Origin of the sequence: Gluconobacter aidae (genome assembly GCF_009547075.1) — a bacterium.
Lineage (GTDB): Bacteria > Pseudomonadota > Alphaproteobacteria > Acetobacterales > Acetobacteraceae > Gluconobacter > Gluconobacter aidae.
Genome location: NZ_WIPH01000002.1, coordinates 169,190 through 196,039, shown reverse-complemented (window position 1 = coordinate 196,039; position 26,850 = coordinate 169,190). Strand labels below are relative to the sequence as shown.

The 26,850-nt window shown below is 62.0% G+C and carries 30 protein-coding genes and 1 other RNA gene; 19 read left to right on the top strand and 12 right to left on the bottom strand.

The features are described from left to right. Positions 1 to 125 precede the first annotated feature (125 nt). The 5 genes from GFJ39_RS02170 to GFJ39_RS02150 form a co-directional block, all read right to left on the bottom strand. Positions 126 to 941, bottom strand: a complete 816-nt coding sequence (locus GFJ39_RS02170) for a TIGR00282 family metallophosphoesterase (protein WP_153429354.1) — start codon at positions 939 to 941, stop codon at positions 126 to 128. A 3-nt stretch (positions 942 to 944) separates the two neighbouring features. Next, on the bottom strand, positions 945 to 1,532 hold the full coding sequence (locus GFJ39_RS02165; protein WP_153429352.1) for a 5-formyltetrahydrofolate cyclo-ligase: 588 nt from the start codon (positions 1,530 to 1,532) through the stop codon (positions 945 to 947). Next, positions 1,519 to 1,675, bottom strand: a non-coding RNA gene (gene ssrS / locus GFJ39_RS02160) — 6S RNA. The genes GFJ39_RS02165 and ssrS overlap by 14 nt, the downstream gene beginning before the upstream one ends. A 52-nt stretch (positions 1,676 to 1,727) precedes the next feature. Then, complete coding sequence (locus GFJ39_RS02155) at positions 1,728 to 2,072, bottom strand: cell division protein ZapA (protein WP_153429350.1); 345 nt, start codon at positions 2,070 to 2,072, stop codon at positions 1,728 to 1,730. Between the two features lie 3 nt (positions 2,073 to 2,075). Beyond that, positions 2,076 to 2,309, bottom strand: coding sequence for a hypothetical protein (locus tag GFJ39_RS02150; RefSeq protein ID WP_153429349.1), 234 nt, complete (start codon positions 2,307 to 2,309; stop codon positions 2,076 to 2,078). 149 nt (positions 2,310 to 2,458) lie between these two features. Between GFJ39_RS02150 and GFJ39_RS02145 the strand changes: the two genes are divergently transcribed. Further along, on the top strand, positions 2,459 to 2,776 hold the full coding sequence (locus GFJ39_RS02145; protein WP_153429347.1) for a hypothetical protein: 318 nt from the start codon (positions 2,459 to 2,461) through the stop codon (positions 2,774 to 2,776). Next, positions 2,763 to 3,341, top strand: a complete 579-nt coding sequence (locus tag GFJ39_RS02140; RefSeq protein ID WP_153429345.1) for a thiamine phosphate synthase — start codon at positions 2,763 to 2,765, stop codon at positions 3,339 to 3,341. The genes GFJ39_RS02145 and GFJ39_RS02140 overlap by 14 nt, the downstream gene beginning before the upstream one ends. On the opposite strand, the gene GFJ39_RS02135 is transcribed toward GFJ39_RS02140, so the two are convergent. From GFJ39_RS02135 to epmA, 3 genes are all read right to left on the bottom strand, one after another. Further along, positions 3,312 to 4,097: a fasciclin domain-containing protein gene (locus GFJ39_RS02135; RefSeq protein ID WP_153429344.1), complete on the bottom strand. Its 786-nt coding sequence runs from the start codon at positions 4,095 to 4,097 to the stop codon at positions 3,312 to 3,314. The two genes, GFJ39_RS02140 and GFJ39_RS02135, sit on opposite strands and share 30 nt — an antisense overlap. A 56-nt stretch (positions 4,098 to 4,153) precedes the next feature. Then, positions 4,154 to 4,576, bottom strand: a complete 423-nt coding sequence (locus GFJ39_RS02130; RefSeq protein ID WP_153429342.1) for a hypothetical protein — start codon at positions 4,574 to 4,576, stop codon at positions 4,154 to 4,156. A 110-nt stretch (positions 4,577 to 4,686) separates the two neighbouring features. Then, positions 4,687 to 5,682 (bottom strand): EF-P lysine aminoacylase EpmA, encoded by a 996-nt coding sequence (epmA, locus tag GFJ39_RS02125; protein WP_062457810.1) that lies wholly within the window; start codon positions 5,680 to 5,682, stop codon positions 4,687 to 4,689. A 53-nt stretch (positions 5,683 to 5,735) separates the two neighbouring features. On the opposite strand from epmA, the gene GFJ39_RS02120 reads away from it, so the two are divergent. After that, entirely contained in the window at positions 5,736 to 6,806 is a 1,071-nt protein-coding gene (locus GFJ39_RS02120; RefSeq protein ID WP_153429340.1) for a lysine-2,3-aminomutase-like protein, read from the top strand. A 24-nt stretch (positions 6,807 to 6,830) separates the two neighbouring features. On the opposite strand, the gene GFJ39_RS02115 is transcribed toward GFJ39_RS02120, so the two are convergent. Then, the gene (locus GFJ39_RS02115) at positions 6,831 to 7,139 is read right to left on the bottom strand and encodes a carboxymuconolactone decarboxylase family protein (protein WP_011251821.1); all 309 of its coding nucleotides are present in this window, start codon (positions 7,137 to 7,139) and stop codon (positions 6,831 to 6,833) included. A gap of 215 nt (positions 7,140 to 7,354) precedes the next feature. On the opposite strand from GFJ39_RS02115, the gene efp reads away from it, so the two are divergent. The 7 genes from efp to GFJ39_RS02080 all read left to right on the top strand — a co-directional run bounded on the left by efp (position 7,355) and on the right by GFJ39_RS02080 (position 15,062). Next, positions 7,355 to 7,921, top strand: a complete 567-nt coding sequence (gene efp / locus GFJ39_RS02110; RefSeq protein WP_153429338.1) for an elongation factor P — start codon at positions 7,355 to 7,357, stop codon at positions 7,919 to 7,921. Positions 7,922 to 7,927: 6 nt separating this feature from the next. After that, on the top strand, positions 7,928 to 8,755 hold the full coding sequence (locus tag GFJ39_RS02105) for an inositol monophosphatase family protein (protein ID WP_153429337.1): 828 nt from the start codon (positions 7,928 to 7,930) through the stop codon (positions 8,753 to 8,755). Positions 8,756 to 8,815: 60 nt separating this feature from the next. Next, positions 8,816 to 9,595 carry an OmpA family protein gene (locus GFJ39_RS02100; RefSeq protein WP_194285256.1) on the top strand — a complete coding sequence of 260 codons (780 nt, stop codon included), beginning with the start codon at positions 8,816 to 8,818 and terminating at the stop codon, positions 9,593 to 9,595. A 21-nt stretch (positions 9,596 to 9,616) separates the two neighbouring features. Continuing rightward, complete coding sequence (locus tag GFJ39_RS02095; protein WP_325062789.1) at positions 9,617 to 10,753, top strand: flagellar motor protein MotA; 1,137 nt, start codon at positions 9,617 to 9,619, stop codon at positions 10,751 to 10,753. A 3-nt stretch (positions 10,754 to 10,756) separates the two neighbouring features. After that, positions 10,757 to 11,758 carry a peptidoglycan -binding protein gene (locus GFJ39_RS02090; RefSeq protein ID WP_153429335.1) on the top strand — a complete coding sequence of 334 codons (1,002 nt, stop codon included), beginning with the start codon at positions 10,757 to 10,759 and terminating at the stop codon, positions 11,756 to 11,758. An 84-nt stretch (positions 11,759 to 11,842) separates the two neighbouring features. Beyond that, a complete protein-coding gene (gene lepA / locus GFJ39_RS02085) occupies positions 11,843 to 13,645 on the top strand; it encodes a translation elongation factor 4 (RefSeq protein WP_153429334.1) in 1,803 nt (600 codons plus the stop codon). Positions 13,646 to 13,655: 10 nt separating this feature from the next. After that, positions 13,656 to 15,062: a glycosyltransferase family 2 protein gene (locus GFJ39_RS02080; RefSeq protein WP_153429332.1), complete on the top strand. Its 1,407-nt coding sequence runs from the start codon at positions 13,656 to 13,658 to the stop codon at positions 15,060 to 15,062. On the opposite strand, the gene GFJ39_RS02075 is transcribed toward GFJ39_RS02080, so the two are convergent. Beyond that, positions 15,053 to 15,610 carry a biliverdin-producing heme oxygenase gene (locus GFJ39_RS02075; protein ID WP_153429330.1) on the bottom strand — a complete coding sequence of 186 codons (558 nt, stop codon included), beginning with the start codon at positions 15,608 to 15,610 and terminating at the stop codon, positions 15,053 to 15,055. The genes GFJ39_RS02080 and GFJ39_RS02075 overlap by 10 nt on opposite strands. Positions 15,611 to 15,724: 114 nt before the next feature. Here GFJ39_RS02075 and GFJ39_RS02070 point away from each other — a divergent pair, with 114 nt between their 5' ends. The 3 genes from GFJ39_RS02070 to GFJ39_RS02060 all read left to right on the top strand — a co-directional run bounded on the left by GFJ39_RS02070 (position 15,725) and on the right by GFJ39_RS02060 (position 20,132). Then, positions 15,725 to 17,881 (top strand): AsmA family protein, encoded by a 2,157-nt coding sequence (locus GFJ39_RS02070; RefSeq protein WP_194285255.1) that lies wholly within the window; start codon positions 15,725 to 15,727, stop codon positions 17,879 to 17,881. Between the two features lie 84 nt (positions 17,882 to 17,965). Beyond that, the gene (locus tag GFJ39_RS02065) at positions 17,966 to 19,297 is read left to right on the top strand and encodes an NCS2 family permease (RefSeq protein ID WP_153429396.1); all 1,332 of its coding nucleotides are present in this window, start codon (positions 17,966 to 17,968) and stop codon (positions 19,295 to 19,297) included. A gap of 58 nt (positions 19,298 to 19,355) precedes the next feature. Beyond that, positions 19,356 to 20,132 (top strand): hypothetical protein, encoded by a 777-nt coding sequence (locus GFJ39_RS02060; protein WP_153429329.1) that lies wholly within the window; start codon positions 19,356 to 19,358, stop codon positions 20,130 to 20,132. 125 nt (positions 20,133 to 20,257) lie between these two features. Here the strand turns inward: GFJ39_RS02060 and GFJ39_RS02055 are convergent, their stop codons facing one another. Next, positions 20,258 to 20,737 carry a hypothetical protein gene (locus GFJ39_RS02055; protein WP_153429327.1) on the bottom strand — a complete coding sequence of 160 codons (480 nt, stop codon included), beginning with the start codon at positions 20,735 to 20,737 and terminating at the stop codon, positions 20,258 to 20,260. A gap of 10 nt (positions 20,738 to 20,747) precedes the next feature. Beyond that, positions 20,748 to 21,092 (bottom strand): hypothetical protein, encoded by a 345-nt coding sequence (locus GFJ39_RS02050; protein ID WP_153429325.1) that lies wholly within the window; start codon positions 21,090 to 21,092, stop codon positions 20,748 to 20,750. A 169-nt stretch (positions 21,093 to 21,261) separates the two neighbouring features. Here GFJ39_RS02050 and GFJ39_RS02045 point away from each other — a divergent pair, with 169 nt between their 5' ends. From GFJ39_RS02045 to rlmN, 6 genes are all read left to right on the top strand, one after another. Further along, positions 21,262 to 21,516, top strand: a complete 255-nt coding sequence (locus tag GFJ39_RS02045; protein ID WP_153429323.1) for a sulfurtransferase TusA family protein — start codon at positions 21,262 to 21,264, stop codon at positions 21,514 to 21,516. A 97-nt stretch (positions 21,517 to 21,613) separates the two neighbouring features. Then, on the top strand, positions 21,614 to 21,865 hold the full coding sequence (locus GFJ39_RS02040) for an exodeoxyribonuclease VII small subunit (RefSeq protein WP_011251836.1): 252 nt from the start codon (positions 21,614 to 21,616) through the stop codon (positions 21,863 to 21,865). Then, on the top strand, positions 21,862 to 22,767 hold the full coding sequence (locus GFJ39_RS02035; protein ID WP_153429321.1) for a polyprenyl synthetase family protein: 906 nt from the start codon (positions 21,862 to 21,864) through the stop codon (positions 22,765 to 22,767). Before GFJ39_RS02040 ends, GFJ39_RS02035 begins: the two co-directional genes overlap by 4 nt. Positions 22,768 to 22,771: 4 nt before the next feature. Continuing rightward, positions 22,772 to 24,754 (top strand): 1-deoxy-D-xylulose-5-phosphate synthase, encoded by a 1,983-nt coding sequence (gene dxs / locus GFJ39_RS02030; RefSeq protein WP_153429320.1) that lies wholly within the window; start codon positions 22,772 to 22,774, stop codon positions 24,752 to 24,754. 7 nt (positions 24,755 to 24,761) lie between these two features. Next, positions 24,762 to 25,523 carry a TlyA family RNA methyltransferase gene (locus tag GFJ39_RS02025; RefSeq protein WP_153429318.1) on the top strand — a complete coding sequence of 254 codons (762 nt, stop codon included), beginning with the start codon at positions 24,762 to 24,764 and terminating at the stop codon, positions 25,521 to 25,523. Positions 25,524 to 25,603: 80 nt separating this feature from the next. Then, positions 25,604 to 26,827, top strand: a complete 1,224-nt coding sequence (gene rlmN / locus GFJ39_RS02020) for a 23S rRNA (adenine(2503)-C(2))-methyltransferase RlmN (RefSeq protein ID WP_153429316.1) — start codon at positions 25,604 to 25,606, stop codon at positions 26,825 to 26,827. Positions 26,828 to 26,850 lie beyond the last annotated feature (23 nt).

Here is a 26,850-nt window from a genome sequence, read left to right as displayed (position 1 = left end):
GAATTCACAAGGCGCTTATCAACAGGGAAAATGCCGGTTTTCTGCCGCAAAAAAGACTAGTCCCCGTTATTCATTGCGAATCGCACTCGAAAAAAGGCGGATTTTTCTCAATTTTTCTGCTTTTCTCAGAAGTCCGGCCAGTTGGGAGCCAGGTGCCCCCCCATCCGCAGCGGAGCCACCTTTCGGGCCAGGCCGGTTGCGTCATCCGTCTCCACCATCAGGCCACAGACCGTCGCCTCCCCTTCTGCTGGCTGCGGCCGATCCCTGGGAATCTTGCGAACCAGCCTGTGCAATGAGGCGGGCTTCCCCATTCCGATCACGCTATCGTAGTCGCCGCACATTCCAGCATCTGTCTGATAAGCCGTGCCGGCAGGCAGAATGCGATGATCCGCGGTCGGAACATGAGTATGCGTCCCCACCACGACAGAAGCCTTGCCGTCGAAATAGGCGCCGAAGCCCATTTTCTCGCTGGTGGCTTCTGCATGAACATCGATCAGAATCGCATGGACCGTCACTCCCAACCTGTGTCGGGAGAGGATTTCGCTGACGACGCGGAAGGGGTCATCCAGCGGATCCATGAAGATGCGGCCCATCACATTGATGACCAGCGCCCGGCGCCCACGACTGATTTCGACGATATGACTCCCCTGCCCCGGTGTTCCGGCAGGATAATTTGCGGGTCTGACGATGTGGGGAGCCTGATTGATGTAGCCGATCATGTCCCGCCGGTCCCACGCATGATTGCCCAGCGTAATCACATCAACACCGGCATTGTGCAGGTTCTTGGCAATATCAGGAGACAGGCCATATCCGTGTGACGCGTTCTCTCCGTTGGCGACCACCAGATCCAGCGAGAGCTTCTGGCGCCAGTCGGCCAGATTCCTGATTATGGCTTCACGCCCGCTACGCCCGATAATATCGCCAAGAAACAGCAGTCTCAACAGTCAGTCTTTCATAGTGATTTGGGAAGGATCGGTCCTGATGATCCCGCGCTCGGTCACGATCGCCGGGACCGGAATATCGTAAGGACCTCTGGGAACATGATCGACCTGCTGTCCCGCAAAGCCGAAACCGATTGCCGGCACATCCAGCATGGCCAGAGTGCGATCGTAGTAGCCGCCGCCATATCCGAGCCGATAGCCGGAAGCGTCGAAGGCCAGAAACGGCACGAGAACCAGATCCGGAATGTCGATTTCGCCCTCGGGATGTGAGGTTCCAAAGCGGCCGGCCGTCATGATGCTGGCAGGCGTCCATCGCCGGAAGATCAGGGGAGAGCCTTTGGGCGTGGTTTCCGGCAGCAGAACCTGCCGTCCGGATGCCGAAAGAGCGTGGCAAAGGGGCCGGAGATCCACTTCTCCGGCCAGTGGCCAGACCGCCGCGATCCTGTGAGCCGGTCGTAGCAGAATTTCTCTCAGGAGAAATTTTCGCAACGCCGCCTCGTCATCAGGAGAAGCGGCCTGCCGTAACTGGGCCATTTTCAGGCGCAGGTCTTTTTTCAGAAGGTCGAGGTTGGAAATCTGTGGAGCCGCCAAAGCCGTTGGTCTTTTCAGCCCTCCTAGACCTGCAAGTGCAGGTGGGCACCGGTTAACGTGACCAGGGCCACGACAGAGCCAGTTCCCTAAGGAATGCTTATCGGCCCGGGGGATGATTTGCCTGACGCACCAGGCAGCTCCGTACTCTATATTAGACTGTGTCCGGCCCGATGTTCAATGTAAACGTTATAGAAATCAGGATGCACGCTCGAGTTCCGCAGCCAGAAGCTCCGCCTGCCCTGCCAGACGTGCCAGACGCTCCTGTCGTGCCCCCTCAAGTCGAAGGAGCTGTTCGGCCTGCTGGATCTGCGTTTCGGCCTGGGGTGAGATCTGCCGATGTTTCAGCTCGAAAATCTCATCCGCCATCAGCAGGGCGGCCATCATGAGCGTCTTGGATTCGCTTGCGGCCCCGCCCAGGGTCCGCGCCCGCTGGAGCCAGCCTTCCACATGACGGGCCATGTCATACAGATGGGCTTCTTCCCCATCCTGACACCCGACATTGTAGACGTAACCATTGAGACGAATGGATACCTGTCCCATCGGTCAGCCCTCCTTCCTGTCAAGCACGCCCTGAATGCGGGCGCACAGCGCGTCGATATTGGCCGCGAATTCCGAAAGATCAGGAGCGGAATGAAGCGCACGCTCGCAGGCTTCCTTCGCCAGCAGTTGACGTTCGGACGCAGCGGCAATTCGCATCATCGCTTCCTCAAGGCGTTCAACCGCCTTATCGTCCTGCACATTACCTGTCTCGTTTACCGCCACGATCTTTCCGTTCATGCACTCATTCTGCCAGTAAATGCCCGATTAAAATGCCCAATACAGCCCCGCTCCGGCAAGACCATCAGGAAAGACCCGATCCCGGCACGGGGTCAAGGACATCCCTGCCCGTTCACTACCCTGTTTTTATGATTCCGTCCCGTCAGGAGATGGATCAGCTTCTTCTGTCGCAGGATAAACCGTTTCTTGCCCTCTCCGCCGAAAGTGCGGGGAACGCGTTTGGCGTCCCATGGTGGCTCGAAGTTGTGGGATCACGGGCAGGACAATCCATTCTGGACTGCGGCGCATCGCCCGCAATCGCCCGGCAGGCGCTGGACGCCGGGATCGGCTGGGCGATCTGCCGGGTCAGCCCTGCCCAGTTCCGGGCCCTGGAAACATATAGCGATTATCGCGGACGTATCCTGACTTTCCGCCCGTCTAGCTCCTCCCGCCACAATCTGCGAGAACGTCCCCATGACAGCCTGTGACCTCTACCCCGTTCTGCCCGCCGGTTTTAAGGCGGACGCTGCCCTCGATGTGCTCCGCGACATCCTCGTACTGCCCGAAATAACGGCTCTTCGCATCCCCGCCGGGTGGACCCCGGAGGCAACGCAGCTTTCGCAACTCGTGGACCTGCTGCATGCCAATGGTGTGGCCATGATCCTGGAAGTCGCGGGATCGCTGGCCGACACGCCAAAATCCCTTCTGGGGATCTGTGACGGACTGCACGCGACCAACGTCGATGACCTTGTAAGCCTGCGCAAGACGGTCGGAAGCGACATGCCGGTCGGCTGTCTGTGCACCAATCGCGACGACGCCATGAAGTCTGGCGAATCGGGCGCCGATTACGTCGCGTTTCCGCCCGGCGATCTGGAGCTGGTGAAATGGTGGAGTTCCGTCATGGAACTGCCAGGCGTCGCCGAAAACATCCGGAACACGGAAGACGCCTCGTCCGCCATCACGGCAGGCGCCGACTTCCTTGCCATCCCACTTCAGTTTGATGGCAAGGATGCGGAGCGGTTTTCAGTGATGGCCGTTCTTGCTGCCGGCTGACGCCGGTCTCAGAACCGGCACGGGCAGAAGCGTATCCTGCGTGAAGTAGAGAATGCCGTTGGACTGGGGGAAAGACCTGCTCCCCAAACGGTTGATCTGACCTGCCGTGTTCTCAAGGATCAGTTCACCCTTCTGCGGGGAAAGCTGGACACCCAGCAGATCCCCGTACAGGGTCTTCAGCCCGATGGCATGACCATGATTGTGCTGGATGGCCTTGCGCAGGGCCGCTTCATCCCACTTCCCATACGCAATCGTGTAGCCCAGAATGTGAGTGAGCTGCCCGCGATTGGCAGGAGCGAGCAGTCCACCCGGCCATCGGGCGCTCAGACGCTCCATGGCGGCATTGGGAAAGGCAAAGAGTGTGTATGGACCCGGCCCGCTGATCCAGGGATCCAGTTTCGCAACCTGAATGGCCTTGACGTAATCGGAGAGTTCCAGCGATCCCGCAATGTTCTCATTGAGCGGACGGTCTTCGTAAGACAGCATTGACGGCGCATGATAGGCCACCGGACTGTTGGGTGTGCCGTCCGGGCTAGGCTGATAGGCCTGGTCGGTGCTTCCCGGCATGAGGGCTGCGCGGGCGCTGATCCGGGTCTCGAAGTTGTCCTGGTAGTTCTTCGTCCAGTCAGTGCCCTGCCAGTCAGGATCGCCACAGGCGGAGAGCGAGGCCCCCAGAAGAAGCCCCACGCCGAGTTTCAGCCCCTTCCCCCAGCGCGGAAACCGTCCTGAGGAGAAAACATCGAGTCGCACATCCATGCCTGATCGCACCATCCTGTGAGCGGGAGAAACGACCATAGAGCAGGTTGGCCGAATCAGCACCCGTCCCCGCGCATGGTCCATCCGACGACCCTGCCGCTGACCAGCTCGAATGTCGTCTGACAGCTGGTGTTGTAATAGGTCGACGGGAAACCGCCACCCCATCCACCCATGCCGCCCCAGCCGCCACCCCAGCCGCCCATACCACCCCAGCCACCGCCCCAGCCGCCCCAGCCACCGCCCCAACCATCCCAGCCCCAGCCACCACCCGGTGAATACTGCGTCTGATTGTCGATATAGGCGAGGAAGGTATGACCCTGGGCATCGTAGTTGCGGGTCGGAACACCGAACTGGCGCAGCACGTCCACTTCGGACTTTCCAACCATGGAATCCAGAACCTTGCGCTGCTGAAGGGTCGGGACTTCACAGGCGGAAAGGCCCAGCAGCACCAGGACAGACAACATTCCAACTTTTTTCATCTTGATCTTCCCTGACTGTCCCGCGGCAATGCGGTCATGTTCCTTTTTCGACACGTTCTAGCCCTTCTGACGCAAAAGAAGGATTAAAACTCCTGCAAGTTCCGAAAAGATCAGGCCAACCACAAAATGTCACTGATCCGCGGCGCTCCGGTTGCCAGCATGACCAGCCGGTCAAACCCGAGCGCAATTCCTGAACACGGCGGCAGATCCGGCAAAGCCGCCAGAAACGCCTCGTCCACTGCCCAGTCCTGATCTGGCGACAGTTCCATACGACGCTTACGATCCGTTGCAAAACGCTCCCGTTGCTCCACCGGATCGGTGAGTTCTTCAAAGGCGTTCGCCAGCTCCAGCCCGCCCACATAAAGCTCGAACCGCAGCGCCGCGCGCCCGTCTTCGGGGTCCCGGCGTGCGAGTGCCGCCTGTTCCGCCGGCCAGTGCGTCAGAAATGTGGGACGCTCACGCCCGATCACGGGCTCGACACGCTCCAGAAGAAGGCGGAAAAACAGATCCTCCCAGCTCTCCCCGTTCCGCAGGCCAACATGCGCCTGTCTGGCGAGGGCTTCGGCATTTCCTGCCGTCCCCAGCAGATCCGCCCCCACATAGCGTGCGAATGCAGCCTGCATCGTCAGCCGCTCGAAGGGTAGTGACAGATCAATGACATCCATCCCCCGATGCACTACGGGCGGCAGAAGCGCGCGCAGAAAGGCTTCGGTTTCATCCATGAGAGACGACAGATCCGCACCCGGACGATACCATTCGAGCATCGTGAACTCCGGGGCATGCGTATTGCTGGCCTCACCATTGCGCCAGACACGCGCCATCTGGAACACGGGCCGCCCCGTCGCCGCGACAATGCGCTTCATCGCGAATTCCGGACTCGTGTGCAGGAAACGCGCCTCACGCGAGCCGTCCGGCCGCTCAAGCTCCGTCCTGAAACAGCGCAGATGGACTTCTTCGCCCGGAACAGGAACCGCGAACGGCGTTTCGACTTCCAGATATCCGCGCTCCTCAAAGAAGGTCCGGACCGATCTGACCATCTGCGTACGCCGCTCAAGCAGAGGCAGGCGCTCGGCGATCCGGCCCGGATCAGCAGACAATACGGTCATGGCGTCTATCGCTCCTGTTGCAAAACGGGGACCCGCACCGCTAGAGGCATCACATGCATGATATGGTCAAGACAGCCCCGCAACATTCCGCGGAACGTTCTGCAAAACGTCACACGCTTCGCACACCGTCCGACCTGATCAACGCAGGGATGGCCCCTGAAGCCGACCGGACAACGCTCGAAGCTGTCGGCGAGCGCTTCACAATGGCCATTCCCCCGGCTTTTCAGGATCTGATCACGCATCCGGACGATCCCATTGGCCGGCAGGTCATCCCCGACGCCCGTGAACTCGTCACCTTGCCCCACGAAGACGCGGACCCGATCGGCGATGATGCCCTGTCCCCCGTCCCCGGCATCGTACATCGTTATGCCGACCGTGCCCTGCTCAAGCCATTACTGGTTTGCCCGCTCTATTGCCGGTTCTGCTTCCGGCGCGAACATGTCGGGCCCGGCGGTGGTCTTCTCAACGATGCGCAGCTTGAAACCGCGCTTGACTGGGTGCGGCAGCATCCCGATATCCGTGAAATCATCCTCACGGGCGGCGATCCACTCATGCTCGCCCCGCGCCGGCTGAAGCATATCGTGCAATCCCTGTCCGGCATCCCGCATATCGAGACTATCCGCATTCATTCCCGCGTGCCGGTCGCCGACCCGGCCCGCATGACGGAAGAACTTCTGGATGCGATGGAAACGGACTGCGCCATGTGGCTCGTCGTTCACGCCAACCATGCCAGCGAACTGACCCCGCAGGCGACAAAAGCCATCCGCGCCGTCCTGTCCCGCGCCATTCCCGTGCTCTCGCAGTCCGTTCTGCTGCGCGGGATCAATGATACGGTTGAAAGTCTGGAAGCCCTGCTGCGGGCGCTCATCAAGGCACGGGTCAAACCCTATTACCTGCACCATCTCGATGCCGCCGCCGGAACGGGGCATTTCCACGTGCCGGTCGCGGAAGGTCAGGCCCTGCTGAGGCAACTCCGTGGACGCGTCACGGGACTGGCCTGGCCGACCTATGTTCTGGATATCCCGGGCGGCCGGGGCAAAGTCCCGATCGGGCCGGAATATCTGGACCCCGCGTCTCCGGGCACGGTCTCAACGCCCGAGGGAGAGGCGTGCAGCTTCACCTGACACGCCTCATAAAACGAAACCGCCCTATTTGGCGTCGAACATGTGCGTGGCATGGGTGATGGCCCCACCCGCACGGATGGCGGCGGCCACAAGGGCGATCTCGGAGAGCTGCGCATCGGTCGCGCCGGCCTCACGCGCGGCTTTCACATGCAGTTCGATGCAGTATGGACATTGCGTCGTCAGCGCGACGGCCACGGCGGCGAGCTGCTTGGTCAGGGCGCTGACTTCGCCTTCCTCGAATGCGGCACGATCGAACTGCCAGAAGGCGTCCATGCCCTTGGAGGCATTGGCTTCAAGATGGGAAATGCGCGAAAGGTTCTTCATATCATACATGCGGCTTCTCCTTGCGTTTCGCCCTGACCTTCAGGACAGACACACACTCTGACATGACCTGTCCGCCGTCATGTCCCAAGCCCCCTGCTCTTCACAGTTTCCTGAAGCTGCAAACCGTCACGCGCCCCTTGGCCTTGCTTCCAGCCCCCGTGCGGCGCTAGAAGCCCACAAGACGTGACAGAAAATCCCTCTCCAAGGGTCATCAGGACACAAGCATGAAACAGCAAGCCAACCTTATCCGGGCCGGCCAGGTCATCGAGCACGACGGCCGCCGCTGGACGGTTCTCAAGCAGCAGATCATCACCCCGGGCAAGGGTGGCGCCTTCATCCAGGTCGAAATGCGCGACCTCAAGACAGGCAACAAGACCAACGAACGCTGGAGAACAGCGGATTCCGTCGAGCGTCTGATGACGGAAGACAAGGACTACACCTATTCCTACATGGACGGTGACAACGTCGTCCTTATGGACCCGGAAACATTCGAGCAGCTCATCCTCGCCAAGGACATCTTCGGCGACCAGTTTGCCTTTCTGCAGGACAACATGCCGCTGAACGTCAAGCTGGTCGAAGGCGACCCGGTAGGCGTGGAGCTGCCGCCGCATGTGACGCTGGAAATCACCGAAGCAGACCCGGTGGTCAAGGGCCAGACGGCCAGTTCGTCCTACAAGCCCGCCGTCCTGTCCAACGGCGTCAAGACGCTGGTTCCGCCGTTCATCGAAGCCGGTGAACGCATCGTTGTCCGCACGGAAGACGGATCCTACGTCGAACGCGCGAAGGACTGATCCAGCATGCGTCTCTCCCCGCACATGGCCGTCATGCAGGGCGCCGCGCAGAAGGCCTCGCGCCGCCTGCTCCGTGACTTTGCAGAGGTCGAACAGCTTCAGGTCAGCATCAAGGGGCCCGGAGATTTCGTTTCCCAGGCAGACCTGCGCGCCGAAACCATCCTTCGCGAGGAACTGAGCCGCGCCCGTCCCGGCTACGCCTTCCTGATGGAAGAAAGCGGTGCTTCGGGCGGGGATAACTGGACCTGGCGCTGGATCGTCGATCCGCTGGACGGCACGACGAACTTCCTGCACGGCATCCCGCACTGGGCCATCTCCATCGGCCTTCAGCGCAAGCTGCCGGACGGCACGATCGAAATGGCTGCCGCGGTTGTCTACAACCCCGCTGCCAACGAGATGTTCTGGGCCGAAAAGGGCGTGGGCGCGTTCCTCAATGAACGCCGCCTTCGTGTCTCCGGGCGCCGCAACATGCTGGAAGCCGTTTTTGCAACCGGGATTCCGTTCGCGAAAGTCCCGAGCAGCAGCCGCCTGCCGTTCGCGCGCGTTCTCGGCGCCCTGATGCCTCAGGTTGCCGGGATTCGCCGCTTCGGTGCCGCTGCCCTGGATCTCGCCTGGGTCGCAGCCGGCCGTTACGACGGTTACTGGGAGTTCGGCATCAAGCCCTGGGACTGCGCAGCGGGCCTGCTTCTCGTCCGCGAAGCCGGTGGCTATGCGACCGATCCGGACGGAACCGAACTCCATGACCTGCCCGACGACGTCAATGTCGTTGCCGGAAACACCAACCTTCACGGCCCCCTGCGCGCCCTCGTGCATGAGGCCCTGAACCGGAGCTGACGAAACTGCCCTCACTTCCCATTGCGGGAGTCGTGAGGCGTCGTCTAGGATCGGCCTGACATGTACAGGCCGATCCCCTTCTCCCTTCCTCTGGCGGCCTTTCTGGCCTGCCTTCCGCTGTCCGCCGCACAGGCGCAGGTCACCAGCAATCTGGATGATCTGCCTCAGGCCAAGACAGCCCCCCCCGCGAAAAAACCAGCCCCGACGACGCATCCGGCAGGACACGCCGCCCCGAAACCTGCGACAAGGGCCCCGGCCCCAAAAGTGGCCGCCGGGACAGCAACGCCCGCAGCGGGAGCATCCTCCACGGCAGAGCCCGCCCGGAGCGCACCAACGCCCACGACCGTTCCCGGCGTTCCCCCCGCGCCGCCACCGCCGGTTGTCCTGCCCCCGCCTTTCGTCCCCGTCCAGATTCATCCTCCCGTCCCGCCCGCCGAGGTCACGGCCGTTCCCGACGCGGCCAGCCACACGGCGCCACTCCCTGATGGGGGGATGCGGGTTCTGTTCCCGAGCGGAAGCGCGGCGCTGAACGCAGACAGCCTCAAGGTGCTTCAGGACTACGGAACCGAGCTTTCCCATCACCCCGAGCAGCGCGTCGTGCTGATGGCCTATGCGGCGCTGCCCGGCGATGATGTGTCCATGCCGCGCCGCATCGCGCTGGCACGTGCGCTCGCCGTCCGCTCGATCTTCATTCACGCAGGTGTCGCCACGACCCGCCTCTACCCCCGCGCACTGGGGCGTCCGGATGCGGGAGACACCGCACCTGCTGACCGGCTGGATGTTGTCATCGAGACAAATCCCACCGATACCCCCGCCCCCTCCGCAAACGGCATGCCATAATAAAATCAGGAAAGACACGCCGTGACACGTCCTACGACCTACCTGCTGCGAATGGCCGTTTTCCTTGTCGCGGTCGGCCTTCTGGCCGCGACAATGGGCACGACCCTGCTCCATGCTTTCAACGCGAACCCCAAGCTCGACGCCATCATCCTTGGCGTCCTCCTGCTGGGGATCCTGTGGAATCTCCATGTCGTCCAGCGCCTGATGCCCGAAGTGCAGTGGGTTGAGCTCCTGCGTCAGCCCCGCGCCGGTCTGGCCGCGCCCAAGGCCCCGCGCCTGCTCGCCCCCATGGCCAGCATGCTGGCGGCCCGCAACCGCACGGACCGCCTGACGCTCTCGACCCAGACGACACAGGCCATGCTCGACAGCCTGTCCTCGCGTCTGGATGAAAGCCGGGAAATCTCCCGCTACATGACTCAGCTCCTGATCTTCCTGGGTCTGCTGGGCACGTTCTACGGGCTTCTGCTGACGGTCAGCTCCATCGCATCCGTCATCGGCGGCATGTCCGCAGGCGGCGGGGACATGGACGTCATGTTCAACCAGCTCAAGACCGGACTGGCCGGACCGCTGGCTGGCATGTCCACGGCGTTCTCGGGCTCGATGTTCGGTCTGGCCGGAGCCCTGGTCCTCGGCTTTCTGGATCTTACGGCTGGTCAGGCCCAGACGCGCTTCTTCAACGAACTGGAAGAGTGGCTGGCTGGCGTCACGCGTGTCAGCGGCAGCACGTCCATCGACAGCGATGGCGCGCCTGTCCCGGCCTATGTTCAGGCCCTGCTCGAACAGACCGCCGAAAATCTGGAAACGCTCCAGAACGCCGTCTCCCGCAGCGAGGAAAACCGCGTCCGCGAACTGCACATGCTCGACAGTCTTCAGGAACGCCTGCGCGGCATGACGGATCTGCTGGCTGCCAACCAGACGCTCATGACCCGCACGGCCGAGACCCAGACCGCCCTTCTGCGCCATATGGGCGATGAAGGTCCGGGCTCGCAGGGAACGGCGCTCCTGCGGATCGAGACACATCTCAGCCGTCTGATCCAGGAACTTCATGAAGGCCGCGCCCAGACGATCGGCGAGCTTCGCAACGATCTCCGTGTTCTGGCCCGCACGATCGCGGCGGCCTCGGGCAATACGACACCCCCTCCTGGCAGGCAGGGCTGATCCATGGCCCGGCGCAGACGCGGATCCCACAACGCCCTCGATGCGTGGCCCGGCTATGTGGACGCCCTGTCCACCCTGCTGATGGTCGTCACCTTCGTCCTGCTCGTCTTCGTCGTGGGGCAGCAGTTCCTGTCGGTCTCGCTCTCACGGCGCGAACACACGCTCGACGCTCTGCAAAAGCAGTTGGCCGAGCTGTCGCACATGCTGTCGATGACGGAAGACAAGAACAAAAGCCTGTCTTCCACCGTCGCCACGCTGGCGGACGAGAAGCAGCATAACCAGGCCCAGCTCCAGACCCTGTCGACCCAGATCGCCGCCCTGACGGGGCAGCTACAATCGAAGGATCAGGCTCTGGCCTCGGCTGACGACACGAGCAAACAGCAGAACAGCAAGATCTCAGACCTTCAGGCCCAGATCGAGGAACTGACCCGCCAGCTTCAGGCGATCAGCAACGCCCTCGACATCGAGAAGAAAGCCGAGCAGGGCAAGGACGCGCAGATCGCGGATCTTGGCAGCAAGCTCAATCTGGCGCTGGCGGACAAGGTCAATCAGCTCAAACGCTACCGTTCGGAGTTCTTCGGGCGCCTGCGGGACCTGCTGAAAAACCAGAAGGGCGTGAATGTCGTGGGAGACCGCTTCGTCTTCCAGTCGGAAATCCTGTTCCCGCAAGGCAGTGCTGATCTGACGCCGGAAGGCCGCAAGGAAATCACGACCCTCGCCCACACCTTCAGGCAGGTCGCCTCAACGATCCCGACGGACCTGCCGTGGATTCTGCGGGTGGATGGCCATGCTGACCGCCAACCGATCCACAGCGCCTTTCCCAGCAACTGGGAACTGTCGTCCGAACGTGCCATCACCGTGGTCAAGCTGCTCATTGCCGAAGGTGTGGACCCGCATCATCTGGCCGCGACAGGCTTTGCCGATTACCAGCCTCTGGACGCCGCCAGCACGCCGGCAGCCTATGCCAGAAACCGCAGGATCGAGTTCCGTCTGACGGACCGCTGATCCTTCTTCCGCCTGCCTTTTCACAAAGGCAGGCTTTTGCGCAGATCTACTGACATTTCTGCGATAATCCCTTATGTAGCAGCCATGACCGATACCCCGCTCTCCCTTATCCGCAATTTCTCGATCATCGCTCATATCGATCACGGCAAATCGACGCTGGCCGATCGCCTGATCCAGGCCTGTGGCGCGCTGACCGCGCGTGAAATGAAAAACCAGGTCCTCGATTCGATGGAACTCGAGCAGGAGCGCGGGATCACCATCAAGGCGCAGACCGTCCGCCTGACCTATCCGGCCAAGGACGGCAAGGTTTACACGCTGAACCTGATGGACACGCCGGGCCATGTCGACTTCGCTTATGAAGTCAGCCGCTCGCTTGCCGCCTGTGAGGGCTCGCTTCTGGTCGTGGACGCGTCGCAGGGCGTGGAAGCCCAGACGCTGGCCAACGTCTATCAGGCGCTCGATGCCAATCACGAGATCGTCCCGGTCCTGAACAAGATCGATCTGCCGGCTGCCGAACCCGAGCGCGTCCGCGCCCAGATCGAGGACGTGGTCGGCATCCCGGCCGATGACGCCGTCGAGATCAGCGCCAAGACCGGCATCAATATCGAAGGCGTGCTCGAAGCCCTCGTCCAGCGTCTCCCCGCTCCCACAGGCGACGCCGAAGCCCCGCTTCAGGCCCTGCTGGTCGATAGCTGGTACGATGCCTATCTGGGCGTCATCATCCTCGTCCGTATCAAGGACGGCCGCCTCAAACGCGGTGACCGCATCCGCATGATGCAGACTGGCGCGACCTATCATGTCGACCAGGTCGGCGTGTTCCTGCCCAAGATGCAGTCGGTCGAAAGCCTCGGCCCGGGCGAGATGGGCTACATCAACGCCGCCATCAAGACCGTCGCGGACTGCAATGTCGGTGACACCGTCACGCTCGACAGGCGCCCCGCCGAAAAGGCCCTGCCCGGTTTCAAGCCGTCCATTCCCGTGGTGTGGTGTGGTCTCTTCCCGATCGACGCCGACGATTTCGAAAAGCTGCGTGACAGTCTTGCGAAGCTGCGTCTGAACGACGCCTCGTTCCATTTCGAAGCCGAGACCTCAGCCGCGCTGGGCTTCGGTTTCCGCTGCGGCTTCCTCGGGCTGCTGCATCTGGAAATCATTCAGGAGCGTCTGTCCCGCGAATTCAATCTGGACCTGATCGCGACCGCTCCGTCCGTGGTCTACAAGATGCACATGACGGATGGCACGTCCGAAGACCTGCACAACCCGGCCGACATGCCGGAACTGAGCAAGATCGAGACGATTGAGGAACCGTGGATCAAGGCCACCATCATGGTGCAGGACGAGTATCTCGGCCCGGTCCTGACACTGTGCTCCGAGCGTCGTGGCATCCAGGTCGATCTGACTTATGTCGGCAACCGCGCGATGGCCGTCTATCGCCTGCCGCTGAATGAAGTGGTGTTCGATTTCTACGACCGCCTCAAATCCATCAGCCGCGGTTATGCCTCGTTCGACTACCAGATGGACGGCTACGAAGAGAGCGATCTCGTCCGCATCTCCATTCTCGTGAACCACGAGCCGGTCGATGCGCTGTCCTTCATCTCGCACCGCACCGTCGCCGAACAGCGCGGCCGCTCCATCTGCGCCAAGCTCAAGGACCTTATCCCCAAGCAGTTGTTCAAAATCGCCATTCAGGCGGCCATCGGCTCCAAGGTCATCGCCCGTGAAACGATCGGCGCGCTGTCCAAGGACGTGACGGCCAAGTGTTATGGCGGTGATATTTCCCGCAAGCGCAAGCTTCTGGACAAGCAGAAGGAAGGCAAGAAGCGCATGCGACAGTTCGGAAAGGTCGAAATTCCCCAGAGCGCCTTCCTCGCCGCCCTGAAGATGGACTGACCGCTGCCTTATGTCGAAAAGCGCCGCCATCCTGTTCGTTCACAATGAAGTCGACACGATCGGATGGTGGCTCGCGCATCATGCAACCATCGGGTTTTCAACCCTGATCGTCTGTGATGATCATTCGACTGACGGAACAGACGCGGTTCTGTCCAACGCGGCCACGCTTTACGACATCCGCGTCCACTCTTCCGATACACCCCTGACCGAACGCCTGGAACGCCAGACCCGCTTTCACGAAATGGCCCTGGAGCAGGGCAGGAACGAATTCGACTGGATGATGATCCTGGCGGCGGACGAATATCTGCATTTTGAAACCGCCCGGTCCGTCGCCGAGTTCACTGCCGCTGCCTCCGCCGCCATGCTCCCGGTAAACTGGTGCCTGTTTGGCTCGTCAGGCCGCACGCTTCCCTCCCCCTTCTCGCCGGTCGAGACCTTCACGCGGCACGGCCTGCTGAGCCTGCCGGATCATCGCGTTGTCCGGCATCTCGTCCAGCCCCGCCGGATCGCCAACACTCTGCCCGATCCGTTTTCCGCGCTTGAGAAAAACGCGACCTGGTCCGACAGCCGTATCCTTCATTTCGCCGCTGGCGATCATGAAAGCTTCCTGCGGCGCAACTCCAGCGCCGCCCCGGACAAAGCCTGGCAGAACTTCGACCGCAACGACGCCGAATATACGGGCGCGAGCCGCTGGCTGCCGGAAAGCCGCCGGATTGCCTCTTCCATCATACAGGCGTCGCTGACGGATCTGTACTGGCGCCTCAAGGCCAGCGTCACCCACGCGGACCGCGCCATTCTTCAGGACCTCGGCCTGACACCAGCGCAGCTTTCCACGCCATCATCCCGTCGAACACCTCCGCAATTCCATTTCTGCATGTTCGGCCAGACGAAGCAGTTGATGTGGGACATGCAGACGGGCTCTCTCGTGTCTGTCGGGAGGGGAGACGTGAACTTCGGCCGTTACAATCCCCTGATCGTGGCGCTCGAAGCGTCGGACGGGGATGTCTGGAACGCCTGCCTCTTCACGGAAAACCCGCTCCCCGGGCGCTACCTTTCCCTTCCCGGTTCGCCCACCCTTCTGCCGATGGTGCCGCTTCATGTCATGATCTCGGAAAATGCGGTCCTGTCGCCCGTCAGTGGCGAAGAAATCCGGATCGCCATTCCCGACCATGCCCTGACCAGGATCGACGCCACCACGGCACTCTACACGCGGATGACATCGTTCATGGTGCTGACGGCGGAAGGCCATGGTCTTGCCGATCTCCTGCAGGGGATCGACCGGCTCCCTGCTCCGGACGCCAGCGCGCTGGGCTGTGCCATCGCGATGCTTTCTCCCGAAGACGCCGAACGCCTCGCGCAGACCTTCCCCGGCCTGATCCCGCGAAGCCTCATGCCGGTGCGTCCGCCTCAGTCCTGAAGCCCGGCACTCTTCCGGAACAGCGCAAACGTCGCGACCGCGCCCTCCGTCACGGCCTGTCGGCTCACCGCGTCACTTTCATCCAGATACCGCCCGAGCCGCTCAAGAAACGCCGGCCATTCCCCTTTCTGATGAAACGCCGACAGATAGGCCCGGGGCAGCCCTTCTGATACGCGCCCGGACAGAACACGCCCGCCAAGCCGCGAGCCTTCCAGCACATACAGAACACCCATCGCCGTGCCGTCATTTTCCGGGAAACAGTCCGCCTGCACGGCAGGGACAGCCAGGCCCATCTGCCGCAGATCATCCTTCAGAAGCTCCGCCCGCGGACGCCAGGCCGGCACTGAAGACGCATGTCGGCTGAGATAAGCCTCCGCCCCCACAAGCACGCGCGCATGAGCCGTCAGGAAGGCCCCATAGGATTGCGGATCCGCAAGTTCGAACCGGGAAAATGCCTCATCGACCGCCTCATGGGCCTTCCGGCTGACATGCCGCAGTTCCGCCAGAGCAGAGTTCTTCCGCTCATCGGCGCTTCCAACTGTCTCCATTCGTGCTGATCTTCCCATGCGCTGTGAAACCGTTTCCGGTTCTGTCCGTAATCAGAGTGACTTGCAACGACCAGATTCTTTCTGACACGCCCCCGGATTTCGGAGAATACCCTGTTGAGCAGCACCCCACCCCAACCCTCCTCCCCTTCAGATGGGCACGCCCCCCGCCCGGAAAAGCGACATCTGATCCTGAAAACCATCGGGGGGGTGTTGGGAACACTGGTGACTGCCATCATCGTCCTGATCCTGGTCTGGCAGTGGGACTGGTTCGTTCCCTATCTCAACCGCAAGGCCACTTCAGCCCTGCACCGTCCCGTCAGCATCGCACATCTGCATGTCGGCCTTGGGTTTAAAACCACCGTCACCGTCGATGACCTGAAAATCGGTCAGCCGGAAGGTTTCGAGAAAGAGAAGGACGATTTCGCTTCCGCCAGGGCCATTACCGTCACCGTCGATGCCTGGCGCTATCTGACGGGCGGTGGTCTCTCCCTGCCACTGATCCGCGCCGACACCCCCAAAGGCGATATCGTCTCGCTGCTCAACGGCACGAACAACTACAGTTTCGCATCCTCATCCGATCCGTCGTCGCAGACGTCTTCATCGTCCACCGCGACCCTGCCGAAGCTCGGCAAGATCGAAATCAATGGCGGCGATATCCGACTGGCTCTGGCGAAGCTCAAAACGGACATGCATGTCCTCATCCATACCGAGGAGCCGAAAAACGGCGATGACGGACATCTCGTCATCGACCTCAAGGGCCGATACGCGCAGGCCCCGATCACAGGTCATATCGTCGGTGGCACCCTGCTCGGCCTGACGGATTCAACACATCCCTACCCGATCGACGGACGCCTCGCCAACGGCCCGACCTATGTCACGCTGCGCGGCACGGTCGACGATCCGATCCACTTCCAGGGCACCAATCTGGCACTGCATTTTGCCGGCCCGGACATGGCGCTCCTCTACCCGCTGACGGGAATCCCCATCCCCCAGACCCCGGCCTACAGCGTGACCGGCAATCTGGCCTATTCCGACCGCGCAATCCGTTTCCAGAAATTCGAAGGGCATATGGGCTCTTCGGATATCGGCGGGGACATCAACGTCGATCCGCATCAGAAGCCGATCTTCGTGGAAGCCGCGCTTCATTCGCACTCGGTCGATCTGGCGGATCTGGGCGGCTTCATCGGCGCGCAGCCCGGCGAGGCAAAGAAAGCCGAACCGGCCAGCGCCCGCGTCCTGCCTGACAAGAAGATCAATGTCCCCAAACTCAATGCCGCCAATGTCCATCTGACCTATCACGGCGATCACATCCGCAACAAAAACTGGCCGCTGGACAATATTGACGCCGAGTTGAACATTCGCGACGGCGCCATTGACCTCAAACACCTGGCCTTCGCAACCGGAACAGGCACCATCTCCGCGAATGCCACGCTGGAGCCGACGAAAAACGAACAGTTCCACACCCGCTTCCGCCTCGATGTCTCGCGCCTGCCGTTGTCCCGCATCATGACGTCCAAAGACATGTTCCAGGGAGAAGGCACCATCGGCGGACACGTGACCCTGACCTCAACCGGCAATTCGGTCGCAACCCTCGTCGAAAACGGCGATGGCGGCACGACCCTCGTTCTGGATCGCGGTGGCGATGTCACAGCACTTCTCCCGGATCTTCTGGGTCTCAAACTCGGCTCTGCCATCCTCTCCGCCCTGGGCATCCCGAACCGCTCCAAGCTGGAATGCCTCGTCGCCGATCTGCCGCTGAAAGACGGCATCGTACACACCAACTCCATGCTCCTGCAGACCGGCACCACCCGCACGATGGGCACGGGAACCGTCAATTTCCACAAGGACACGCTGGACTACGCGGTCACAACACGCTCGATCGGACCACAGATCCTGTCCCTGCCTGGCGCGGTCCATATTTTTGGCTCCATGAAGAGCCCGACGGTCCTGCCCGGCGCGGAACTGCTCGGTCGCGTCGCAGCCTCCGTGGGCCTGGGGATCGTCTTCCCGCCCGCAGCCCTGATCCCGACGATCCAGCTTGGCGTCGGCAAGGGCTCGGCCTGTGAAAAAGCCATTCTGGAAGCCAACGAGCATCCGGCCGCCGGCATTGCTCCCGGCAGAACCACAGGTGCTGGCCCCAGCAGCGTTCCACACCCTGAACATGCACGGAGTGGAACCCATGCCGCTGGAAAATCTGCAAAAACCCCGCACCGCCGCCTGTCACCGGCTGAAGTCCGCAAGGCCTGGGAGAAAAAATCGAACCCGAAATGAAAAGATATGATCCGGCCCCTGGCAGGAACGGCTTTTTTGACTATAGCTTGGCCCAGCCTTCCCTGCCCCCGGAGCATCCGCTTGCTGCTATCCAGACTCGACCGCTGGTTCCATATCACGGCCCGCGGTTCAACGATCCCGCGTGAGATCATTGCCGGACTGACGGTTTTCGGGGCCATGGCCTATATCGTGGCCGTCAATCCCGCCATTCTCTCGGCAGCGGGTCTGGACCGCCATGACATGGTCATGACGACCATCGCAGGTGCGGTCGCCGGCACACTCCTGATGGCACTCTGGGCCAGACTGCCCATCGCCCTCGCTCCCGCAATGAGCAGCAACGTCCTGTTCGCGCAGGTCGTCGTCCAGCAGGCTCATGTCAGCCCGCGCACGGCCTTCACGGTCGTTCTGTTCAGCGGCCTGTGCTTTACGGCTCTTTCCCTCAGCCAGATCCGCCAGCGCATCATCCGCGGCTTTCCACCTTCGATCGTCCTCGGAATCCAGATCGCCCTCGGCGCCTTCATTGCCCGGATCGGCCTGACAACAGGCGGGATCGCCGTCCCCTCTCCCGAGGGTCTGACATTTGGATCTTTGAGCAACCCGTCCGTCCTGCTCAGCATGGCAGGCGTCGTCCTGAGCGCCATCCTCGTGGTGCTGCGCGTCCCCGCAGGTCTACTCATCGCCATTCTGGCCATTACCCTGGCCGGCCTCTTCATCCAGACGCCTTCCGGCCCGATCACGCATCTGCCCGCACAGCTTCTGGACTGGCCGCACTACCCGACCAACCTCTTCCTGCCCTTCGATTTCCACGAATATTTTTCCCATCTCGGACTGCTCGTCCCCATCACCCTCTACTTCCTGCTGAGTGATTTCTTCGACGCGACCGCGACCATGATGAGCGTCGCCCACCGCGCCGGGCTGGACGGAACGGTCGAGAAACCCGCTCTCGATCACCGCGCCTTCGGCTCCGACGGTGCCGCGAGCATCATTGGCGCCTCGCTCGGAACCTGCACGGTCTCCGCCTATGTCGAGAGCCTTACAGGCGTTGAAGCCGGTGGTCGCACGGGGCTGAGCGCGCTGGTCGTCGCCGTCCTGTTCGCCCTGTCTTCGGTGTTCTGGCCGCTCATCACCGCCATTCCGGCCATTGCCACGGCCCCCGTGCTCATTCTCGTAGGACTGAACATGCTCGGCAGCCTCAGCCGGGTCGCCGAAACGCCCGCAGAAGCCATCCCTCCCCTGACGATGCTGCTCATCGCAGGAGTGACAGGCAATTTCATGCTGAGCCTCTCCTGTGGTCTCCTGATTTACACCGCCCTCGCCATCGCCACACGCCAGTTCCAGCGCCTGACACCCATCGTTCTCGGCCTGGATGCCGCCTTCGTCTTTTACATGATCCTTCAGGCCCACATGGGCGCATGAGCACTTTCCAGACGCCGTTTTAATCATTTTTTCATGACTTCCAGGCAGGCTGTCTGTCATGACTCCCTGCGCCGATACACCTCGCCACGTCTTCATTGCCACGCCCTGCTTCGGTGGCACCGTCACGCTGAGCTACATGCAGTCCCTCATCGGCTGCATGGCCGCCGCCCCGGCTCACAACCTGCAACTGACCCTGTCGACCATCGGAAGCGATGCCCTCATCACCCGCGCCCGGAATACGCTGCTGCATCAGTTCGTGACCATGACCGATGCGACCCATCTTCTCTTCATCGACAGCGACATCGGCTTTTCCATCACCGATATTCTTGCGCTACTGGATGCGGATCGTCCTCTGATCGGCGGGGCCTACCCCCTCAAATCCCATTACTGGGACCACGATACGGACCGTTTCATCGCCGCCGGAGAACCCGCCGCCACCGCCAGCCTGCGCTATGTCGGAGACTGCACCGCACTGCACGATGACAGCGCACCGGGCGAAATCGCGACCGTCTCCTATATCGGCACCGGCTTCATGCTCATAACGCGCCAGATGGTGCTCGACATGATCGCCCGTTATCCGGAAACACGTTACAGCCGCATCGACGCCAGAACCGAAGGCAACAGTCCGAACGCACCGTCCTCAGACGCCTATGCCCTTTTCGACTGCCTGATCGATCCCGAAACCCGTACCTATCTTTCCGAAGATTTCGCGTTCTGCCGCCGCTGGACCGCGATGGGCGGAAGCGTCTCGCTGCACCGCGGCCTTTCCCTGACACATACCGGCAGCACGACATTCAAAGGCGATCTGGCCATCCGGACCCTGCCTCTTTCCTGATCCCCAAACTGATCCGAACCAATTTCCAACGCCACTTGCCACTATTCGGTCATATTGAAACGGTTTAAGTATTCATGCGGTGTCGGGAGCGTGATGCATACATTCCCCGACACCGCTCCCTCCCTTCAGACCATAACCGCCTGCCGGAAATATGGAATATTACTGAGCGGGTCCGCCGCGCCCGCAGCCGTGTTGTAATACTGCTTGTGAAAACGGCTGAGAGCAGCCGGATCACTCGTCACCGGCAAGGGGGCCGAGACCCGGTAATACCGGATACGCGCCATCGCGGACGCATATCTCAGGTTTGAAACCAGTTGCGCGCTCCTCGGCAGATCCTGCGACAGCATTCCCTGCAGAATCCGCTCAAACCGCTTTCCAACCGGATAACACAGAAAATTGACCCAGCAGTCGTCATGCGTGGCAGGCTCCATCTGCCACAGCCCCAGAGCCGGCCCTCCACCAATCTGCCTGACATAAGTCCCCCGGCTCTCCGCCAGAGCCGTGCCCGTCACCAGATTGACCGCGACATCCCCATCAAGCCCCAGCGCCGCCAACGCCGGAGCAACCACCAGATGCTTGAGCTGGCCCGCATCAATTCCGCTCATGCCGCCTCCCTCACTTCGTGCTCAGGGAGAGGGCAAGATGCACCATGCCCGTCCCCAGAATGGATGTGGCCAGCGTGATGATCCCGGTAATGACGGCCCGCCCCCCGATCAGGCGGTCCAGCTTGCCGTTGACGACACGATTCCCCTCGTCAACCTTCGCTTCCAGCAGCTTCATCTGATCCCGCAGAGACGAGATTTCCTGCCGCATCTCGGTACGCAGTTCCTCGTATCGATCCGACAGCCCACCTGCGATCGTCTCCAGCCGCAGAACCCTGTCCTCAAGCATCCGAAGCGTATAAGCGCGTCTTTCATTTCCATCAGCCAGACTGATCGTCCGGCCTTCCCTGTCCGACATGCCGTCCCCCAAATAAAAAAAAGCGCACCCCGAGGGGAACGCTTTTGTGGCATTAAGCCATTAACATAGAAACAAACACGCCGTTTATCAATGAAAACCTGAAAACCACCATCTGGCACAGGAAAACCCGCCTTGGCCCTCCTGCCGGATAGGCGCATAATAGTGCCCCATGAGCGCTCCCCCGACAGAAACACTCCTTGACCTGCGTGGCCTGGCCTGTCCGATGCCTGTTCTCAAGGCCAACCGCGCCCTTCGTGACATGCCGCCCGGCTCCAGGCTGCGCATCCTCGCGACGGACCGCGCATCCGTGGCTGATTTCCAGTTCTACTGCCGCGAAACCGGCCATGCGCTCATTGCGTTTACGGACACCGCAGGCGTGCTTTCCTTCATGATCCGGCGACGTGCAGAAACGTCACCGTCCTGAAGAAACTCCAGCGTTCCCATGCTCGGGGCTGGCAAAACCTGTCTTCTGCCTGTAATCCCCTCGCTACCTTGTTCCAAAGTGTGCCTTGAGGCTTTTCATGCCCGAACCCATTGATGCCATGTCTTTCGAGGATGCCCTCTCCGAACTGGAGCGGATCGTACGTGGCCTTGAAGGCGGCCAGATGAAGCTCGAGGACGCTATTTCCGCCTATGAACGCGGTGCTGCCCTGCGCAGGCACTGTGATGCGAAGCTGGGAGAGGCCGAGATGCGTGTCCGCGCCATCGTGCAGAACGATGACGGCACGACAGGCACGGAGCCTCTTGCCGATACCGGAGAGTCCGGCCGATGAATGCCCCTACCACGTCTGTTTCCCTGAAGGACGCGCTCGCCCGCGCCTGTTCCGAGATCGAAAGCACGATCGACACCCTGCTGCCCATGGTGCCGGGAGACGAGTCCGTTCTCATTGAAGCCATGCGCTACGCGGCCCTCGGTGGCGGCAAGCGTCTGCGTGGTTTCCTGGCTGTCGAAGTGGCCACGCTGTTCGGCGCAGACCGCAAGGCCGCACTGCGTGTCGCCGCATCGGTTGAACTGCTGCACGCCTATTCGCTGGTACATGACGATCTGCCGTCCATGGACGATGACGACCTGCGACGTGGCCAGCCCTCCACGCACAAGCAGTTTGACGAAGCCATTGCGATTCTGGCCGGTGACGCGCTGCAAACCCGTGCCTTCGAAATCCTCGTCGAGCCTGAAACCAGCCCCAACGCGACCGTCCGCGCCAATCTGGCCCTTGCGCTTGCACAGGCTTCCGGATCGGCCGGCATGGTCGGCGGTCAGGTCATCGACATCCGTGGCGAAGGCCGGGCCCTCCCGCTGGACCAGGTCCGTCGCCTGCACGCCCTGAAGACCGGTGCCCTCATCCGCTATGCCGCCGAGTCCGGCGCCATCCTCGCCGATGTGGACGACGCCCGCCGCGCCGCCATCGTCGCCTATGGCCGCGATCTCGGGACGGCCTTCCAGGTTGCGGACGATGTTCTGGACTCCACAGCCACCGCCGAGGAACTCGGCAAAACCGCTGGCAAGGACGAAGCCAGCGGCAAATCAACCTATGTCTCCCTGCTTGGCATTGACGGTGCCCGCACCGAGGCCCGTCGCCTGAGCGACCGGGCCCGGGAGGCCCTTTCATCTTTCGGTGCACAGGCCGACGCCCTCAGGGCTCTGGCAGATTATGTCGTCGAGCGCAGGAACTGATCCCATGAGCAAGAAGTCCTCCACGATTCCCACCTATGGCCGCTATCCGGAACTGGATCGCGTCCGCTTCCCTGCCGACATGCGGAACCTGTCCGTTGACCAGCTCAAGCAGCTTGCCGACGAACTGCGCTCTGAAACCGTTGATGCCGTCTCCACCACGGGTGGCCATCTCGGCGCGTCTCTCGGCGTCGTCGAACTGACCGTCGCCCTGCATGCCGTCTTCAACACGCCGGACGACCGCATCATCTGGGACGTCGGACACCAGGCCTATCCTCACAAGATCCTGACGGGTCGCCGCGACCGCATCCGCACGCTGCGCCAGCCCGAGGGCCTGTCCGGCTTCACCCGCCGCGCGGAAAGCGAATACGACCCGTTCGGCGCCGCCCATTCCTCCACGTCGATCTCGGCTGGTCTCGGCATGGCCGTCGCGCACCATCTGCGCGCGGAAGAAGACCCGAGCTATCATGAGCGCAACGTCATCGCCGTGATCGGCGACGGCTCGATCTCCGCTGGCATGGCTTACGAAGCCATGAACAACGCTGCCGTCGCAGGCCCCGGCGCGAACCGCCTGATCGTGGTGCTCAACGACAACGAGATGTCGATCGCCCCGCCGGTCGGCTCGATGTCGGACTACCTGTCCCGCCTGATGTCCTCGCGCCAGTTCTTCAGCCTGCGCGATCTGGCCGGCAAGGTCGCCAAGCGTCTTCCGGGCAAGATCGAGCGCACCGCCAAGCGCGCCGAGGAATATGCCCGCGGCATGATTACGGGCGGCACGCTGTTCGAAGAACTCGGCTTCTATTATGTCGGTCCGGTCAACGGCCACGACATGAGCCAGCTCGTGCCGATCCTGCGCAACCTGCGCGACGCCGACGATCAGGGCCCGATCCTGCTGCACATCATCACCGAGAAGGGCCGCGGCTACAAACCCGCCGAAACCGCTGGCGACAAGTACCACGCCGTCAGCAAGTTCAACGTCGTCACGGGTGAGCAGAAGAAGGCTCCGGCAGGACCGCCAAGCTACACGTCCATCTTCAGCCGCGAACTGATGCGGCGCGCCAAGACCGACGACAAGCTGGTCACCATCACGGCCGCCATGCCGTCCGGCACGGGCCTGAACGCTTTCGCCAAGGCCTATCCGGACCGCTTCTTCGATGTCGGAATCGCAGAGCAGCACGCCGTCACTTTCGCTGCGGGTATCGCGTCCGAAGGTCTGCGTCCGATCTGCGCGATCTACTCGACCTTCCTGCAGCGGGCCTATGACCAGGTCGTGCATGACGTTGCACTCCAGAACCTCCCTGTGCGCTTCGCGATCGACCGCGCTGGTCTGGTTGGTGCTGACGGCGCCACCCATGCAGGCTCCTTCGATCTGAATTATCTGTGCTGTCTGCCGAACATGGTGGTCATGGCCCCGTGTGACGAAGTGGAACTCCTGCACGCAACGGCAACGGCCTGCGAATACGATAACGGTCCGATCGCCTTCCGCTACCCGCGCGGCAACGGTATTGGTCTTGACCTTCCTGAAAAGGGTGAAGTGCTGGAAATCGGCAAGGGTCGCATCGTCCGCGAAGCCCGCCGCGCACCGAACGCCCGCGGAGGGGTCGCCATCCTGTCGCTTGGCCCGCGCCTGCATGACTCCCTGCGTGCCGCTGACCAGCTTGCCGCGCAGGGTGTCCCGGTCACGGTTGCTGATGCGCGGTTCGCCAAGCCGATCGACAAAGCCCTTGTCGAGGAACTGGCCAGACAGCACGAAGTCTTCATCACGATTGAAGAAGGCGCCATTGGCGGCTTCAGCAGCCTCGTCGTTCAGCACCTCGCCGAGACCGGCCTGCTGGACAAGGTGAAGTTCCGTCCGATGGCCCTGCCGGATCGCTACATCGATCACAACACGCAGGATGCGCAGTATGAAGACGCGGGCCTGACCGCACCGCATATCGTCCGGACGGCAGCAGACGCTCTTGGCGTAAACGTCGCCCAGCAGTCCGCCTGAGCGACTGATGGCCAAACGCCGCGCCGACCAGCTCCTCGTTAACCGGGGGCTGGTCGAAAGCCGGACACGCGCGCAGGCGCTGATCATGGCGGGCCTCGTCTATACGAGTGACCGCCGGATCGCAAAGGCCGGTGACCAGCTCCCCGAAGACGCTCCTCTCGCCCTCAAGGGGCAGGACCACCCCTGGGTGTCGCGTGGCGGTCTCAAGCTGATCCATGCGATCGAGTATTTCGGGCTGGACCCAAAGGGCCGGATCGCCATCGACGTGGGCGCCTCGACCGGCGGCTTCACGGACGTTCTGCTGACCCATGGCGCCGAAAAGGTCTATGCCGTGGACGTCGGGCATGGTCAGCTTGCCTGGAAAATCCGCTCGGACGAGCGCGTCGTCGTCCTGGAAAAGACAAACGCCCGCGCCCTGACGGCCGAGCATATCCCCGAACCTGCCGGAATCGTGGTCTGCGATGCCAGCTTCATCGGCCTGCGCACCGTCCTGCCCGCAGCCCTTGAACTCACGACCCCGGATGCCTGGGCCGTAGCCCTCATCAAGCCCCAGTTCGAGGCAGGCCGCGGGGAAGTCGGCGCAAAAGGCGTTGTCCGGGACCCTGCGGTCCATGAGCGCGTCTGCGAAGAAATCCGGGAATGGTTCGCAGCCCTCCCCGGCTGGGAGGTTCTCGGGATCGAGGCCAGCCCCATTACCGGCCCTGAAGGCAACCGCGAGTTCCTGATCGCTGCCAGAAAAACTGCTCCCCCTCGGCCAGAAGCGGAATAGTTTTCCAAAACAGTTTTACGGGAAAGACCGCGCTTTTCCTTTGGAACTGCGGGTCTTCTCCGTGCTATGGCTCCGCCGTCATGACAGCCGTAATCCATCCCGACATCCGCCCCCGAATCAATTCCGTCGCCTCTGACGACCTGAACGCGGCCGAGCGCGAGCGCATCCACGCCAAATCCGCCCTGTTCGCACCGCCTGAGGCGCGTCTCGCGGACGGACGACGCGATCTGGTGGGCCTGTCCCGCGAAGAACTGGCCACACTCATGACGGATATCGGCGAGAAGCCTTTTCGCGCCAAGCAGCTCTGGCACTGGATCTACCATCAGGGCGCGACCGATTTTTCGGCAATGACGACCATCGCCAAGCCCATGCAGGCCAAACTCGCCGAGCATTTCGTCGTCAGCCGTCCCGAGACCGCGACCGAACAGACCTCCGTGGATGAGACGCGCAAGTTCCTCTTCCGCTTCCGCGACGGTCAGGAAGCCGAAACCGTCTACATCCCGGATCGTCGGGAAGACCGCGGCGCCGTCTGCATTTCCTCACAGGTCGGCTGCACCCTGTCATGCACCTTCTGCCATACCGGCACCCAGAAGCTCGTCCGCAACCTCGGCCCCGCCGAGATCGTGGGCCAGTTCATGGCAGCGCGCGACAGCTACGGCGAATGGCCCAGCCCGAGCGCGGACATGCCGCGCTACCTGTCCACCATCGTCCTGATGGGCATGGGCGAGCCGCTCTACAATTACGAAAATGTCGCCAAAGCCATGCGGATCATCATGGACGGCGAAGGCATCGCGCTGTCCCGCCGGCGCATCACCCTTTCAACGTCCGGCGTGGTCCCGATGATGGACCGTTGCGGCGAAGAGCTTGGCGTCAACCTCGCCATCTCCCTGCATGCCGTAACCAACGAACTGCGCGACCAGATCGTCCCGCTGAATCGCAAATATCCGATCGAAGAGCTGATCGCCGCCTGCCGCCGCTATCCGGCCGCGTCCAATTCCCGCCGCATCACTTTCGAATACATCATGCTCCGTGGCGTGAACGACAGCGAAGCCGATGCCCGCGAGCTCGTGCGCCTGATCCGTGACCTGCCGGCCAAGGTGAACCTGATCCCGTTCAACCCCTGGCCAGGCTCGGATTTCCAGCCTTCGACCCGTCAGCAGCTCACGAAATTCGCCAACATCGTGATGGATGCCGGCTTCGCCTCCCCCATCCGCACGCCACGCGGTCAGGACATCCTCGCGGCCTGCGGTCAACTCAAGACCGAAAGCGAGCGCCAGCGCCGCTCCGCCACCCCGGAAGCCTGACATTCGCCCGGTTTCCCTCTTCC